The organism is Wolbachia endosymbiont (group A) of Melieria omissa (assembly GCF_964031125.1).
Classification (GTDB): domain Bacteria; phylum Pseudomonadota; class Alphaproteobacteria; order Rickettsiales; family Anaplasmataceae; genus Wolbachia; species Wolbachia pipientis.
Genome location: NZ_OZ035007.1, coordinates 1,233,996 through 1,249,784, shown reverse-complemented (window position 1 = coordinate 1,249,784; position 15,789 = coordinate 1,233,996). Strand labels below are relative to the sequence as shown.

Below are 15,789 nucleotides of genomic sequence, written 5' to 3'. Positions count from 1 at the left end.
GCTTGCACCATCTGATAACCATACGCGTCAAGTTAAGAGATTGTGAGCAAATTTAGAGAGGTTAAAGTGGATACTCTAGCCCTTCTACGTTTGTCTTTTAATGAAAATCGCGACCAAGTTATAGTGAGTTTTTTAAGAAATGCTTTTAAACTATTAATTTTGGTTAATACTAAAAATAACTCTCTAACCCGCCTTTTTAGCTCAATAAATGCCTTTGTTAAGCTAAGTTCTGTATTCTTTTTCACTTCTGTGCAACCAACTATGCCGTGAAATATAAGAATTGCGCACAATTTAGCATATAGTTCACATAATACTCTGCATGGCTTTCCTTTTAGCTTATCAAGCCTGATATGGCTTTTATACAATTTAAATAATAACTCAATTTGCCACCTTACTCTGTAAATCGTTAATACTTGCTCAGCACTAATTTTATTTTCTGGAACATTAGTTATAAATATTGACCAGTTCAACAATTTTTGATTTCTTTTAGAGGATGTATATCCCTGCGATCTTGCTAATCTATTAGCTTTCCTTCTTCTGGCCATAGACTGTTCTTCAGTTAGTTTCTGACATATAATTCTTACTCTAATTTTTGCTTCTTTTCCTAACAATACCTCGTTTTCTAAAAATAACTTATCCTCTAAACATTCTAATAACTCCATTTTTTGATTTGTTTCTACATCATATATGTTGGTATCGGATTTATAACGACTTATGAAATAAGCTCCTATTTCATTGATTTGTTTAAAAGAACTTGGCACAAAATAACCGAGATCAGATATTAGCAAATCATTGCTTAATATATTACTTAAATGTTTCCTATATCCCTGGTCTGATCTTACCCCCTCCGTTAAATTAAGTTGGTCTATTATCTGATTCATGTAGTCGAAAACTAATTGTAACTTTATTCCAGACTTAGTATTGCTTTCATAGCCACTGTAGCTAGTACCATAACCTTTATACATCTCTTCCATACTGTTAGGTAGAGTAATATAGCTACTGTCCAATAATTTAACACTATTAAATTGCTGTAAGATTTTGCAATCAACTTGCAAGATATTTTTAAAGAGAATCACAGATTCATTATACATCCTTTTCATAAATTCCACTGCTTCTTCAGTAAATCTAAAATCCAAACCTTGTTTTGTTATATCTATCGAGTCCTCGTTTAGTAATTGACACATTGTTTCTACGCTACAATTATCAACTCCTATATTACCCAAGACCATGGCTTTTACGAATGATGAACCTTTTAGCTTTCTCTTTCTTTTTATAAACCTTGTTGTAATTGAGATTTTCTCTGCTTTTTCATTAAAAAATTCTTTGAGCTTTTTTGATAAGCAAGTTATTTTATTCATTGGTTCTCTCACTAAAAGTATATCTGGGAGAACTTATACCTTATTATTCTATCTCTTTCATACCTTTATTTCCTTAACTTGACGCGTATGGTTCGTACAGCTGCGTGCTTGACACTGGGATTTAGTGCAGCTACCATAAACTGGAAGCTCATCTTGCTATTTTTGGCTGAAAGAAACATATTTTTAGAATAATGAAAACAATCAGCTCTTTAATTCAAGAAGGATCGGAGTTATTATCGTCACATAAAGTTGAATCACCACATTTAGATTGTGAAATCATCATGCAGCACGTACTTGGAGTGGAAAGATCATTTATAATTGTGAACCATGCTGATCAAGTGCCAATGGAGAAAGAACTTTTATTTTGGAAATTAACAAAAAAAAGAGCGGAAAGATATCCAATATCGCAAATAATAGGTAATCATGAATTCTGGAGTAAAAATTTTATAGTTAACCAGCATGTTTTAGATCCAAGGCCAGATAGTGAAACAATAATCCTAGCAGTGTTAAAATATTACCCAAACAAAAAACAGAAACTAAAAATTGCAGATTTTGGTACAGGCACAGGTTGTTTATTGATATCCGTACTTAGTGAGTATGAATATGCTGTTGGCGTCGGTTTTGAAAAAAGCTTGGAAGCATATAAAGTTGCCTATCAGAACACAAAAAAACATGATCTTCTCAGCAGAGCCAAAATATTTCCAAGTTCGTGGACAGAGTGCAGAGGTTCATTCGATCTTATAATCAGTAATCCTCCATATATTAAAAGAAGCAAATTGAAAGACTTGCAAGCTGAAGTGCAAAAGGAACCAAGAATTGCCCTTGATGGTGGTATTGATGGTTTGAGTTGTTACTTGAGCATTTTTCCAATATTAAGGAGGTGCCTTAAAAAAAATGGGTTTGCGATATTGGAGATAGGTGAAGATCAAAGCAATATTGACAAAATAATCCCCTCATACGAATTAGCTTTTCAGGAATATGTATATGACTTAGCGGGAATGAAGAGATGCATTGTTGTGAAAAGAACATAGCTAATGTTTTTTTGCCTTCATCCCATATTATCCTATATCATCCCAGTACCCTCTACCTAGTCATCCAAGTAGCGTGACTACTTGGATCTATATTTAACTAGATCCTATGGTCAAGCCATAGGACGACAGGAACGGTTTTATGCATTTTTTAAAGGGCAACATGTTTAAGCTTTGCTGGCAAAATGGAAAGTAAGACCAGCCTCTATACCGTGTGTGTGAAATAGTTGATTACCTATATTTATTTCCTCAGTTACTTTGCTACCTGAGCTAGGATTAAGCTTCTTTTTTTTATCATTATTAGGGTCGTCTACCACTTGTCCTAACCTTTTTGCTGTAAGCTTAATATCGCTACCAATAGCACCAAAACCTCTATATCCGATATGCATATTTATAGCATTTCTCATAATAGTCCGAACAGGTCATAGGAAGGCAGAATCAACAGCACGACGAAAGGATTCGAATAGAGGAATGTTTTTCCTGGCTCTGTTTTTTATAGCAAACCAATGATGCTCAATTTTGTTGAAATCTGGAGAATAAGGCGGCAGATACAAAATTTCTGCACCAACCCCTTTAGCAAGCTCGATAATCTTATCAGACTTATGAAAAGTAGCATTGTCAAGAATGACAGTCTGTCCAGGTTCCAAGATCGGTGTCAAAAATTGCTCAAACCATCCATTAAAAACATCCATATTACAGTGGCCTTCAAAGGTTAACGGAACAACTATCTTTCTTCCACTTAAGGCTGCAACCATACTGATTCGTTGAGTTTTCTTTCCAGATTTTAAGGCATAAAACCGCTGTCCTTTCTGGCAATATCCGTAGGGGTAGTCTTCGGTGTTATCAATGCCAGACTCATCTATATACACTAAGTTTTTAGGTTCTTTTGTCGCTATAATTTTCAAAAATTCAGCACGTTTTTCTTCGTTTCTTTCCTTGTATCCATATGTCTTTTTTTGCGCGTAAATCCAATTTTTTTAAGGGCTCGATAGATCGTTTGGATACTAACGTTGTTCCAAAGTTTAGCCATTTCCGATAGAGTCTTTCCTCCGTGTTCTCTGGCAAATTTGGCAAAGGTATCCCAGTCGGTAATTTTGTGATTGTAACCCCCATTTCCAAGTTTTTTTGATTGAAAGTCTCCTGTTTCTTTTCTTCTTTGCTGCCACTCCCATAAAGTAGTTCTTCCAATCTTAAATCTTGCTGCCACTGTTTCTCTGCTTTCTCCTTCGTCTAGCGCTTCCATTGCTTTTTTTCTTAAATCATAACTATATGCTGCTGGCATTCAACCTCCTTATCATCATCTACCCTTATCCTATCACATCCGGACTTTTATGGAAAGAGCTATACATCTTCGTTTATGCGATAGTCAAAGCCAGCTTTTAATTGACCTGCGGGTCTTATTGACGGTTTTTCAAACCATACGCGTCAAGTTAAGGAAATAAAGGTATGAAAGAGATAGAATAATAAGGTATAAGTTCTCCCAGATATACTTTTAGTGAGAGAACCAATGAATAAAATAACTTGCTTATCAAAAAAGCTCAAAGAATTTTTTAATGAAAAAGCAGAGAAAATCTCAATTACAACAAGGTTTATAAAAAGAAAGAGAAAGCTAAAAGGTTCATCATTCGTAAAAGCCATGGTCTTGGGTAATATAGGAGTTGATAATTGTAGCGTAGAAACAATGTGTCAATTACTAAACGAGGACTCGATAGATATAACAAAACAAGGTTTGGATTTTAGATTTACTGAAGAAGCAGTGGAATTTATGAAAAGGATGTATAATGAATCTGTGATTCTCTTTAAAAATATCTTGCAAGTTGATTGCAAAATCTTACAGCAATTTAATAGTGTTAAATTATTGGACAGTAGCTATATTACTCTACCTAACAGTATGGAAGAGATGTATAAAGGTTATGGTACTAGCTACAGTGGCTATGAAAGCAATACTAAGTCTGGAATAAAGTTACAATTAGTTTTCGACTACATGAATCAGATAATAGACCAACTTAATTTAACGGAGGGGGTAAGATCAGACCAGGGATATAGGAAACATTTAAGTAATATATTAAGCAATGATTTGCTAATATCTGATCTCGGTTATTTTGTGCCAAGTTCTTTTAAACAAATCAATGAAATAGGAGCTTATTTCATAAGTCGTTATAAATCCGATACCAACATATATGATGTAGAAACAAATCAAAAAATGGAGTTATTAGAATGTTTAGAGGATAAGTTATTTTTAGAAAACGAGGTATTGTTAGGAAAAGAAGCAAAAATTAGAGTAAGAATTATATGTCAGAAACTAACTGAAGAACAGTCTATGGCCAGAAGAAGGAAAGCTAATAGATTAGCAAGATCGCAGGGATATACATCCTCTAAAAGAAATCAAAAATTGTTGAACTGGTCAATATTTATAACTAATGTTCCAGAAAATAAAATTAGTGCTGAGCAAGTATTAACGATTTACAGAGTAAGGTGGCAAATTGAGTTATTATTTAAATTGTATAAAAGCCATATCAGGCTTGATAAGCTAAAAGGAAAGCCATGCAGAGTATTATGTGAACTATATGCTAAATTGTGCGCAATTCATATATTTCACGGCATAGTTGGTTGCACAGAAGTGAAAAAGAATACAGAACTTAGCTTAACAAAGGCATTTATTGAGCTAAAAAGGCGGGTTAGAGAGTTATTTTTAGTATTAACCAAAACTAATAGTTTAAAAGCATTTCTTAAAAAACTCACTATAACTTGGTCGCGATTTTCATTAAAAGACAAACGTAGAAGGGCTAGAGTATCCACTTTAACCTCTCTAAATTTGCTCACAATCTCTTAACTTGACGCGTATGCTTTGATATAGTATCATTAACTACACTACTAAGTAAACTGAGTATAAACCAGGTAACTCCAAGCAAATAAGCTCTTAGTCTGTGATCCATAAAACTCCAAATTTAATATTTTATGAGATAACTTTACTGTACAAAAGATCAATAATAGAAAAGGTTTCTTCTATCTACTGTTTAACCATATTCATAAATATTTAGTAGAAATAATTTGAGAAGTGTTATATAAAATGCAGCTTTATTGCATAATTTTAATAAACAGAAATGCTAACTGATTTTTTTGTAATATATGATAATACTTGCGAATACTATCACATTATCAGGAAAAGTAATCGGGAGTACTGACGGCTGTAGCAATTTTACCAACCAGTTTCTCTGCTAGCATTAGCAATATGTGTTTTCAGCATCAATTTTAAAAGCATTAAATTTGAAGTTTATCAAACAACACAAATTAGCAGCAAAACTTTATGACAATGCTTCAGTTGAGTCAGCTAAACAATGGTTCAGAATAGATATATTAACTACTTCTACTTGTATCTTAATATATTATTTCTAAATCAGCAAACTATCGCTGTTTTTAACCCAGGCTAAGTTTTGAAAGCATAATTTTCAAGCTCCTCAATAGATAAATCTGTTATTTTAGAAATGGCATCAATAGAAACATCCAGCATACTTAGATTATTTGCAACTTTTATTTATATTAAGTATATAACTATTTTTACTTGTATCTTAATATATTATTTAACACTCCCAACCGTCTTTAACACATTCAATTTTCACACTCACCCAACTCATCAGCAGTTAGGCCACTTGCTCGCACAATAATATCAATAGCAACACCTGCCTTTGCTAGATTTTTTGCAACCTTGATCCTTTCTGTTTTTTTAACTTTTTCCTTGCCACTTTTCATATCTTCAGATAGAGATTTGACTAACGCATCTAATGATTCTTGTTCTCCGTACTCATCCATTAAACTCAATAGCTTTTTGCTTTCTCTTGTTTTAGGTAGCAGAACTTTAATATTCACTGATAATTGTTCTGCTATTTGATATAATTTGTCAAATGATATGGCAGTGTATCCTATTTCATACTCGTGTATTTCCTTGAGCGTTAAATCAACTTTATTCGCCAAATCTTTTTGAGTATATCTCCTTATCAACCTCCATTCTCTTATTCTTTGCCCTATTCTGTAGTATATAGAATCAGTGCAGACTTCTTTCTCTGTATTATCATACTCGTAAATAGATAAGCCGGTTGCTTGGGAAATTATGTCAACTGAAACCCCTTCTTTCACTAGATTTTTTGCTATTTCCAACCTTGCCTCTTCTTGATTAATTTTTTCGCTAATATGAACAAACCTGACTAATGAAGGTACTATTTTGCCTAACTTTTGATTCTCGTATATTTTCGTTAGATAGAGTATTTCCTCGTCTTCATAGCTGTCTTCCCTTACTATTACTGGTTCAGGTAATAAATCTACAACGTCAACTGATAATACTCTTGCTATTATATATAGTACTTCAATTGGAATAGGAATATACCCATCTTCATAGCTGTTTACTTCTTGGTATGTTAAACCTATTTGACTTGCTAATCCTATTTGAGTATGCCCTCGCATTAACCTACAATTTTCTATTCTTTGCCCTATTCCGTAACTAACATTGCTTGCAGAAACAAACATTTATCCTCCATTTAAGAAAAAAACTTTATTGCTATAATTTTTTTACGAGCTATCCATCTAAAACCATATCAATAGATAAACCTACCGCTTGCAAAATAGTATCAATAGAAATTCCCCCTTTTACTAGATCCTTTGCAACTTTAATCCTTTCTATCTCTCTCACTTTCTCCTCACAAATACGTATCCCTTCAAACAAAGATTTTATTAGTGCATGACGTAGTTCTTGGCTCTCAATTTCTTTGTATTCTTTAATCAAATTCGGTAGCTCATTTTCCACTGTACTACCTTCATCTTTCTCTATTAGTAGATCTGTAATATTAATCGATAACGCTTCTGCCATTTCATATAATTTATCAAGTGGAACAGCAGTCCTTCCTTGTTCATAGTTGCTTATTTCGTCACGTGTTGTATTCATTTTCTCTGCTAAATCCTTTTGAGTATACTCTCTCACGAGCCTCCATTCTTTTATCTTTTTTCCTATTTGGCAGTATATAGAACCAACTTTTTCTTCAATACATTCATCAGCAGGCAGACCAATTGTTTTTGCAACAATATCAACAGAAACTCCTGCTTTAACCAAACCCTTTGCAATTTTTATTTTTTCTGATTTTTTACTACTTTTTTCACTAACTTTGACAAATTTAGTTAATAAACAAAACATCTTACGTAACTCCTGATCATTAATCTTTTTATATTCTCTTACTAGATTTAATATTTCTCCTTCCTCATTTTTAAAGCCGATTTTCTCCTTTGATGCAGTAATGAGATCGGTAATACTTACTGACAATGCACCTGCTATAGCGTACAACCTTTCGATTGAAATTCTACGATTCCCTTTCTCATATTGCAGTATTACCCAGTATTTTACACCAATTTTCTCAGCTAAATCTTTCTGAGTGTACCCTCGCTCTAACCTCCAATTTTTTACTTTTTGCCCTACTTCATAGTCTAAACTTCTTTCCACAAAAAGAACCTTGCATATAATATTTTCTATTATAGCTCAAAGGCTCCAGATATAATAGCTAGACTCTGGAACCTTTAAATTGATGAATTAAAGTGCCCTACAAGTTTCTTTACTATTTTCACGTACTTTGTCTGCCCATGAAAACAATTTTTCACTTACTTCCTTCTGCTTTTCACTCCATATGCCACATCTAGTGAAACTACCTTTCTCTACTGCTTCTTTAAGTTTTACTCCCCCGAAAAGGCAATTTTTTCCAATTTCTTCCCCTATTTGTTGTAATTCAGCCCACATTTCCTTGTTTTCTACTCTGACTTGTACTTGATCATATTTTTTTACATCGTGGTACAATATAACATTTAGCTTACCAATGCTTGTAGGAAATTCTAACACAACAGAGCTACCATCTGATACATCAACGTAATTTCTTGCACCTCCTTGCTCCCTTCTAACCTCAACTGCATCATTGCCAATTTTTAAAATATTACTTCCTAACTTTCTGTTTGCTTCCAGTATTTTGGCTACCTCTACCTTACTATTCCCAGAAAATTCTATATACGATGTTGTATTATCTATCTCAACATCTATTAATTCTCCTTCTTGCACAGCATTTTCGCCAGCTTCCTCTAGCTCTTCTAGTTGCTTATCTATCTGTGGCTGAACTTCTGGCTGTAGCTCATTATAGATTTCACCTATCAGTTTATTCTGCAGTAGAGTATCATGAAACTCTGCACCACTTAGCATTAATTTACGTATTAGCTTTTTACGATCAGCCTTATCAAATTTATGAAAATGTGTGCCCAGTATCACATATTCCGCGAAGCTCCATTCTCCATCATTACATGCATTTAGCCTTGCTCCAGAAGCTAGTACTTTGTCTATAACTTTGTGCAATTCATTTACGTTTTTTGCCTCTACTATAGAACTCTTAAACCAGCTCAGCTTCTCTGTATTTGGCTTTATTTTTTGCAAAGCTGAGGCAAATGGATTTTTATCTTCTTGATCACTTACAGGTTTTGTGCCATATATAATCAAGTCCTTTTCCATAGTTGATTTTGTTTTCGCGAACGTTTCTGCTAGGGAAAGGCATTGTATCTTCCAGTTTTATCTCCTTCTGGCTATTAATTTTACTCACAAATTTAGACTGCTCTATATCAACGCTTTCAAGAGCACCAAATATTTTCTTGTGATTAACATTAGTCTTTTTATTCTGATCTTTACTAGTCATATAAACCTCATATTAAAAATACTTTTTAAGTGTACAATAAACTTTGTTATTATACATTATATTACTCATTATAAATTAATATGAGTAGATTTGCAAATACTTTCTGCTATAACAATCCGTTTTCTCTAAAGCTAAAATAACCCCCACTTGTAATGATAATATGATCAAATAATCTAACGCTTACAGTACTACATGCTGCTGCTAAGCTCTTTGTTACTTCTTGATCTTCTTCTGAAGGTTCTAAACTTCCCCCAGGGTGGTTGTGTGACATTATTACTAATGTTGCATTCTTTATTAATGCTTTTCTTGTAATTTCCTTTATGTATACTGGTGCTTTTTCCATTTCACCAATATAGGATTCTTCTCCAATTAGTTGACGCCTTTTATTCAAGTACAGTATTTTTACACATTCCCTTTCTGAGTGGCCTATACTTACGTTTAAGTACTCTACTAGCCCTTGTAAGTCCATTATTGGCTCACTTTTGAGCTTTTCTCTCAGTACCCTTTCTAGTGTTTCCTTAACACACATAATCATTGCTACTGCAGAATCAGTTACTCCTTCTATAACTTTCAGGTCATCCATTTCTCTACCTAAAATCCTTCCTACTCCTGCATAAGTATTCACCAGATTTTTAGCAATTTCTTGAGCTTGCGGCCTTTCATGTACTGCACTTAAAAATGTTTCCATTATTTCACGATCAAGTAGTGCTTTGCCTTTGCTTTCTAATATTCTGAATTCTATTTCTTCTTTATTCTTATTATTATTCATATAATTTACCCTTCACTAACAACAAACTTTTTTTTAATATTTACTGCTTTATCAGCATTGGCATAGAGCCATAGCTTCCGAGTGAAGTCAAATCAATTTTTCAATCTTTTTTACTTATTTTTTCATCAAAAAGTAAAGATATTAATAGATACTGATTTTTTATTTTAAATTTGTTGAATTTCGTCTAAAGAGATGCCTACTGTTTTTAAAATAATATTGATAGAAATTCCTTCCTTAACTAAATCCTTTGCAATTTTCATCTTTTCTGCTCTTTTCACTTTCTCTTCGCAAATTTGTATGCTTTCAAACAGAGATTTCATTAGTGCATGACGTAGTTCTTGGCTTTCAATTTTTTTGTATTCTTCAATTAAATTAGGTACCACTTTATCATCTGCATCCTCTGTTAGTTCAAGTAGGTCCATGATATTAATCGATAACGCCTTTGCTATCTCATATAATCTTCCCAGTGGAACAGCAGTTCTTCCTTGTTCATAGTTGCTTATTTCATCACGTGTTGTACTCATTTTCTTTGCTAAATCCTTCTGAGTATATTCCCGCACTAGTCTCCATTCTTTTATCTTCTTTCCTATTTTGCAGTATATAGAACCTATTTTTTCTTCAACACATTCATCAGCAGAGAGGCCAATTGCTTGTGAAACAATATCAACAGAAATCCCTGCTTTAACCAGGCCCTTTGCAATTTTTACTTTCTCTGCTTTTTTACTACTTTTCTCACCAACTCGGGTAAATTTTGTTAGCAAGTAAAACACCTTGCGCAACTCTTGATCATTAATCGTTTTATATTTTCTTACTAGATTTAATATTTCCTCTCCCTTATCTTCAAAACAGATTTTTTCATTTGATACAGGAATAAGATCCGTAATATTATAGCTCTTTCCATAAAAGTCCGGATGTGATAGGATAAGGGTAGATGATGATAAGGAGGTTGAATGCCAGCAGCATATAGTTATGATTTAAGAAAAAAAGCAATGGAAGCGCTAGACGAAGGAGAAAGCAGAGAAACAGTGGCAGCAAGATTTAAGATTGGAAGAACTACTTTATGGGAGTGGCAGCAAAGAAGAAAAGAAACAGGAGACTTTCAATCAAAAAAACTTGGAAATGGGGGTTACAATCACAAAATTACCGACTGGGATACCTTTGCCAAATTTGCCAGAGAACACGGAGGAAAGACTCTATCGGAAATGGCTAAACTTTGGAACAACGTTAGTATCCAAACGATCTATCGAGCCCTTAAAAAAATTGGATTTACGCGCAAAAAAAGACATATGGATACAAGGAAAGAAACGAAGAAAAACGTGCTGAATTTTTGAAAATTATAGCGACAAAAGAACCTAAAAACTTAGTGTATATAGATGAGTCTGGCATTGATAACACCGAAGACTACCCCTACGGATATTGCCAGAAAGGACAGCGGTTTTATGCCTTAAAATCTGGAAAGAAAACTCAACGAATCAGTATGGTTGCAGCCTTAAGTGGAAGAAAGATAGTTGTTCCGTTAACCTTTGAAGGCCACTGTAATATGGATGTTTTTAATGGATGGTTTGAGCAATTTTTGACACCGATCTTGGAACCATACGCGTCAAGTTAAGGAAAAGTGGTATAAGGAAGAAAGGAAACGAAAAAACTATTTTATATATTAAGTAATAAAGTTATTAATTTATAGATTCTTCTGAAAAAATTATCTTCTTCTAGATAAGAACTCCCTAAAAAAATAAATGTAACAAATAAAATGCCCATCTCAAATGTTGCTATATTTCACGATATTTCCTTAACTTGACGCGTATGGATCTTGGAACCTGGACAGACTGTCATTCTTGACAATGCTACTTTTCATAAGTCTGATAAGATTATCGAGCTTGCTAAAGGGGTTGGTGCAGAAATTTTGTATCTGCCGCCTTATTCTCCAGATTTCAACAAAATTGAGCATCATTGGTTTGCTATAAAAAACAGAGCCAGGAAAAACATTCCTCTATTCGAATCCTTTCGTCGTGCTGTTGATTCTGCCTTCCTATGACCTGTTCGGACTATTATGAGAAATGCTATAATTGATAACACCTTTGCTATAGCGCACAACTTTTCAATCGAAATTTTTCGTGTTCCTTTTTCATATTGTAGTACTATTTGATACGTTACACTGATTTTTTTTGCTAAATCTTTTTGAGTATACCCCTTTGCTATCCTACAACTTCTTACTTTCTGTCCTACTACTTTATAATATAAAAAATTAGAGTAATTATTCTCTTTTTTCACATTTTATACTCCATAACCAGAAGAGCTGTTACGTATGCTTAATTGAGAACCTTTTTGACAAACTGAACTCATCTCCTTTCAAACAATTTTTCTATATCACTTAGTTTCATTTCTATATAAGTTAGCTTTCCGTGGTCAGAATATGGAGTTTTCTCAATTTGTCTTAGTATCTCATTCATCTCTTCCAATTTCATTTTTCTTCCTGCTCCATGGCAAGCGATTGTGGCTGATATTTTATTCACCTTATCCTCTATTGGCAACGTATCTTCCATTTCCGTTAACTTATCTACTATATCAACTAGCATCTCTTTTATATCTATTGTTCCTAAGATTGCAGGTATTTCTTTCACCCTTACTTTATCTTCTGATTCTATTTCAATACCAAAACCCATTTCAAAAAGCTTATCTTTATAAGTTTCAACCATCTCCATCCCTGCTTGGTTTTTAATCTCAACTATTTCAGGAAGAAGAAGTTTTTGTCTTTTTATGCTTGTTAAGCACTCGTATATCAATCTCTCATGAGCTGCGTGCTGATCTACTATAAATTAATTTGCCTTTAGCCTCAGCAATAATGTAAGTACTGTGGACCTGACAGCGTGCATACCCTAGAGGATGATCCTCTATTAAATCAATTTGCTCCCTTTCTAGAACCATCGCTCCCTTTTGGGGTGGAGATTCTCCATACTTAAACGTTTCTGGTAAGCTTTGCCTTCTTTCATCTGGTGCATTGAATTCTTTCATTAGACGATTTTCTAAAAGACTTGGTCTCTTTTCATAAAACTCTTTTTGATTCTTTTTCTCTTTACTATCAACCTGCTCTTGGCTTTTACTATCATTAAAAATTAGCTCCTCTTCAATACCTTGACCACTTGCTGCAAACCTCGTTGATAATGCTTTTATTATCCCTCTTCTCACTATTTCATATATTAGCCTTTTATTCTGAAATCTTACTTCCGATTTATTTGGATGCACATTTACATCTACTTGATCGTATGGTATCTCTAAGTGCAGCACTGCAAAAGGATACCTCCCACTTAGAATAAAATCTTGATACGCATATCTAATTGCACCAATAAGTAGATTATCTTTTATTGGCCTTCCATTAACAAACGTATAGATCTGAGTTGAATTGCCACGACTAATAGTTGGTTTACAGATGTGTCCCGTAAGTTTGATGCCGTCTTCTTCCTCTTTAACTTCCAGCGAATTGCTCTGAAATTCTTCTTCTGTTTCACATAATCTGTTAAATAATGAAGTTTGCTTAACATATTTTAAGAGCTTTTTATTACCGGAAGTGAGAGTAAACCCAATACTATAGTTAATCATTGCTAAGTTATTTACAATGTCAACAATGCTTTGTGTTTCTGCCCTTTCAGTTTTTAGAAATTTTAATCTATTTGGAGTGGCAAAAAATAAGTCACGAACTTCAATATATGTACCCTGTAGCAAAGAACAAGGTGTAATCTCTCTTATTTTTTCTCCTCCCTCATACCTTATAGACCATGCTTCCTTTGCTCCACTTGCCTTAGACGATAATTTCATTCTGCTTACTGCTGCAATTGAAGGTAAAGCTTCTCCTCTAAACCCAAGGTGCTTGATCCCTATTAACTCACTATCGCTTAATTTTGAAGTAGCGTAGCGCATAAACGCAAGTTCCAAATCTTCCTTTTCTATTCCATTTCCATTATCTGTCACAGTTATAAGATTACGCCCACCACTTTCTATTTTGATCTCTATCTCTGAACTTCCAGCATCTATTGCATTTTCAACTAATTCCTTTACTACACTTGCTGGCCTCTCTATTACCTCTCCCGCTGCTATACGATTTATAGTTTTTGTGTCTAAAAGAATTATTGCCATAATACTCCACCCAATCTATGAAACTTAGAGTTCCTTCTATTTTTTGGTGATTTCTTGACCTCACAATCTCTATATTTTAGCTTTTTAGATTCCTTTCTAGCAAGTCTATCTGCCTCCTCATTGTACATATTACCGTTGTGAGCTCTAACCCACTTCCAATTAATATCATGCTGCAAAGCAACTTCTTCTAGTTCCTGCCATAATTCCCTGTTCTTCACTGGCTTTTTATCGGTTGTCTTCCAACCATTTACCTTCCATTTATTGATCCACTCTGTTATACCTTGCTTAATATAACGACTATCAGTGTGTAAAATAACTTTGCAAGAAACTTTCAACATCTTTAGCCCATTAATCACAGCCTTTAATTCCATTTTGTTATTCGTTGTGTTTTCTTCACCTCCAGAGATGCGTTTTTTGATAAAGACACTTTTATTTTCATACATCACCACGGCTGCCCATCCACCAGGCCCCGGATTTCCAGAACATGCTCCATCTGTATATATTATAACCTTCTTTTTTTCGCCCATACTTACAGGATATAGATTCAACGTAAATTTGCTACTGAAAATGTTGACATGAAGTTTCAAGATCTTTATCATATACAAGGTGTAGGGAGCCCGTCCTCTCGATGTTAGGTAATCATATTTGAGTCTTTGTACTCGCATTTTTTTGGAGCCTACACCAAAGTGTTTTTGAAACTTTTTATAGCTTATCAGTTCATTTGCTAGGGTTTTAAGGCAGTTATAAAACGATGACTAACACTACATCTAAAGCCTAAAATGTAATTCTCAGGTGATCTTTGACAGATGTTTTTTTTCATCAACACATTCAAAGCTTAGAAAAACAAAAGGGTTGAATATTTCTTCACAATTGTGTATAATTATTAATGCTTTTTATCTTACTTTCTTATGGCTCTTTCGAAGTTTCTTGATGCACGCAATGATTATGCCTTTAAAAGAATATTTGGCACTGAAAAGAATAAAGATATCCTTATTCATTTCTTGAACGATATTTTAGGCTTCACTGGCTTAGCTGCTATTCACGATGTTGAATTCTTGGCTACCATTTTGGACCCTGAAATTGCCGCTAAAAAGCAGAGTATTGTCGATGTTCTTTGTAAAGACTCTCAAGGTTCCAGATATATTATAGAAATGCAGTTCACTAAGACCAAAGGCTTCGAAAAGCGTGCTCAATATTATGCTGCTAAAGCCTACTCAAGTCAAGCTGATCAAGGTGATAATTATCATAATCTCAAGGAAATTATCTTCATAGCTGTTGCTGATTGTATTATTTTTCCAGATAAGGCTGAGTACAAATCTAATCATGTCATTTTAGATCAAAATAGCTTTGAACATGACTTAAAGGATTTTTACTTCGTATTCATAGAACTACCAAAATTTACAAAGACAAAAGAAGACCAACTAGAAAATATAGTAGAAAAATGGTGTTACTTTTTTCGATATGCAGCAGAAACAAACGAAGAGGACCTAGATAAAATAGTTGGTAGTGACGTAATAATAAAACGAGCTTATGAAGAGATGAATAAGTTTAATTGGTCAGAAGAAGAGTTACTAGCATATGAACAAATGAAAAAACGCATAATGGATGAGGTAGCTGCTTTAGCTCAAAAATTTGATGAGGGTCTTAAAGTAGGTCACGAAAAAGGTAGACAAGAAGAAAAAATCGAAGTTGCAAAAAACCTACTTAATGCTGGCATTTCTATTGATGTTATTTCCCAGACAACTGGCCTTCCTCAGGCTGACATTACACAACTTAAGGAAGAAACTTTTTAG

The 15,789-nt window shown here is 33.8% G+C and carries 10 protein-coding genes and 6 pseudogenes; 5 read left to right on the top strand and 11 right to left on the bottom strand.

The genetic code is table 11. The features are described from left to right. Positions 1–32: 32 nt before the first annotated feature. Positions 33–1,358: an IS4 family transposase gene (locus ACQH2Q_RS05800; RefSeq protein WP_264339118.1), complete on the bottom strand. Its 1,326-nt coding sequence runs from the start codon at positions 1,356–1,358 to the stop codon at positions 33–35. Between the two features lie 191 nt (positions 1,359–1,549). Here ACQH2Q_RS05800 and prmC point away from each other — a divergent pair, with 191 nt between their 5' ends. Next, a complete protein-coding gene (gene prmC, locus ACQH2Q_RS05795; RefSeq protein ID WP_264339235.1) occupies positions 1,550–2,389 on the top strand; it encodes a peptide chain release factor N(5)-glutamine methyltransferase in 840 nt (279 codons plus the stop codon). A gap of 164 nt (positions 2,390–2,553) precedes the next feature. On the opposite strand, the gene ACQH2Q_RS05790 is transcribed toward prmC, so the two are convergent. Then, a complete protein-coding gene (locus ACQH2Q_RS05790) occupies positions 2,554–2,793 on the bottom strand; it encodes a hypothetical protein (RefSeq protein ID WP_425383452.1) in 240 nt (79 codons plus the stop codon). Between the two features lie 15 nt (positions 2,794–2,808). After that, positions 2,809–3,668, bottom strand: a protein-coding gene (locus ACQH2Q_RS05785) for an IS630 family transposase (RefSeq protein ID WP_264705388.1) whose coding sequence is annotated in 2 segments (ribosomal slippage) — positions 2,809–3,344 and positions 3,344–3,668 — 861 coding nt in all. Because the reading frame shifts where the segments join, the coding sequence is not laid out codon by codon here. 225 nt (positions 3,669–3,893) lie between these two features. Here ACQH2Q_RS05785 and ACQH2Q_RS05780 point away from each other — a divergent pair. Beyond that, the gene (locus ACQH2Q_RS05780; RefSeq protein ID WP_425383451.1) at positions 3,894–5,219 is read left to right on the top strand and encodes an IS4 family transposase; all 1,326 of its coding nucleotides are present in this window, start codon (positions 3,894–3,896) and stop codon (positions 5,217–5,219) included. A gap of 776 nt (positions 5,220–5,995) precedes the next feature. Here the strand turns inward: ACQH2Q_RS05780 and wmk (ACQH2Q_RS05775) are convergent. From wmk (ACQH2Q_RS05775) to wmk (ACQH2Q_RS05755), 5 genes and pseudogenes are all read right to left on the bottom strand, one after another. After that, positions 5,996–6,907: a WO male-killing family protein Wmk gene (wmk, locus tag ACQH2Q_RS05775; protein WP_425383450.1), complete on the bottom strand. Its 912-nt coding sequence runs from the start codon at positions 6,905–6,907 to the stop codon at positions 5,996–5,998. A 49-nt stretch (positions 6,908–6,956) separates the two neighbouring features. Next, entirely contained in the window at positions 6,957–7,871 is a 915-nt protein-coding gene (wmk, locus tag ACQH2Q_RS05770; protein ID WP_425383449.1) for a WO male-killing family protein Wmk, read from the bottom strand. Between the two features lie 87 nt (positions 7,872–7,958). Further along, positions 7,959–9,096, bottom strand: a pseudogene (locus tag ACQH2Q_RS05765) (hypothetical protein). Between the two features lie 106 nt (positions 9,097–9,202). Continuing rightward, positions 9,203–9,865 carry a JAB domain-containing protein gene (locus tag ACQH2Q_RS05760; protein WP_230609182.1) on the bottom strand — a complete coding sequence of 221 codons (663 nt, stop codon included), beginning with the start codon at positions 9,863–9,865 and terminating at the stop codon, positions 9,203–9,205. A 164-nt stretch (positions 9,866–10,029) separates the two neighbouring features. Then, positions 10,030–10,758: pseudogene (gene wmk / locus ACQH2Q_RS05755) on the bottom strand (WO male-killing family protein Wmk); the annotation flags it as partial. A gap of 57 nt (positions 10,759–10,815) precedes the next feature. On the opposite strand from wmk (ACQH2Q_RS05755), the pseudogene ACQH2Q_RS05750 reads away from it, so the two are divergent. Further along, positions 10,816–11,459: pseudogene (locus ACQH2Q_RS05750) on the top strand (IS630 family transposase); the annotation flags it as partial. Positions 11,460–11,675: 216 nt separating this feature from the next. Continuing rightward, a pseudogene (locus tag ACQH2Q_RS05745) lies at positions 11,676–11,900 on the top strand (transposase); the annotation flags it as partial. A 29-nt stretch (positions 11,901–11,929) separates the two neighbouring features. On the opposite strand, the pseudogene ACQH2Q_RS05740 reads toward ACQH2Q_RS05745, so the two are convergent. The 3 genes and pseudogenes from ACQH2Q_RS05740 to rnhA form a co-directional block, all read right to left on the bottom strand. After that, positions 11,930–12,136: pseudogene (locus tag ACQH2Q_RS05740) on the bottom strand (helix-turn-helix domain-containing protein); the annotation flags it as partial. Between the two features lie 68 nt (positions 12,137–12,204). Beyond that, positions 12,205–13,996: pseudogene (gene mutL, locus ACQH2Q_RS05735) on the bottom strand (DNA mismatch repair endonuclease MutL). Beyond that, on the bottom strand, positions 13,987–14,523 hold the full coding sequence (rnhA, locus tag ACQH2Q_RS05730; protein WP_425383448.1) for a ribonuclease HI: 537 nt from the start codon (positions 14,521–14,523) through the stop codon (positions 13,987–13,989). The pseudogene mutL and the gene rnhA overlap by 10 nt, the downstream one beginning before the upstream one ends. Before the next feature lie 381 nt (positions 14,524–14,904). Here rnhA and ACQH2Q_RS05725 point away from each other — a divergent pair, with 381 nt between their 5' ends. After that, on the top strand, positions 14,905–15,789 hold the full coding sequence (locus tag ACQH2Q_RS05725) for an Rpn family recombination-promoting nuclease/putative transposase (protein ID WP_250120258.1): 885 nt from the start codon (positions 14,905–14,907) through the stop codon (positions 15,787–15,789).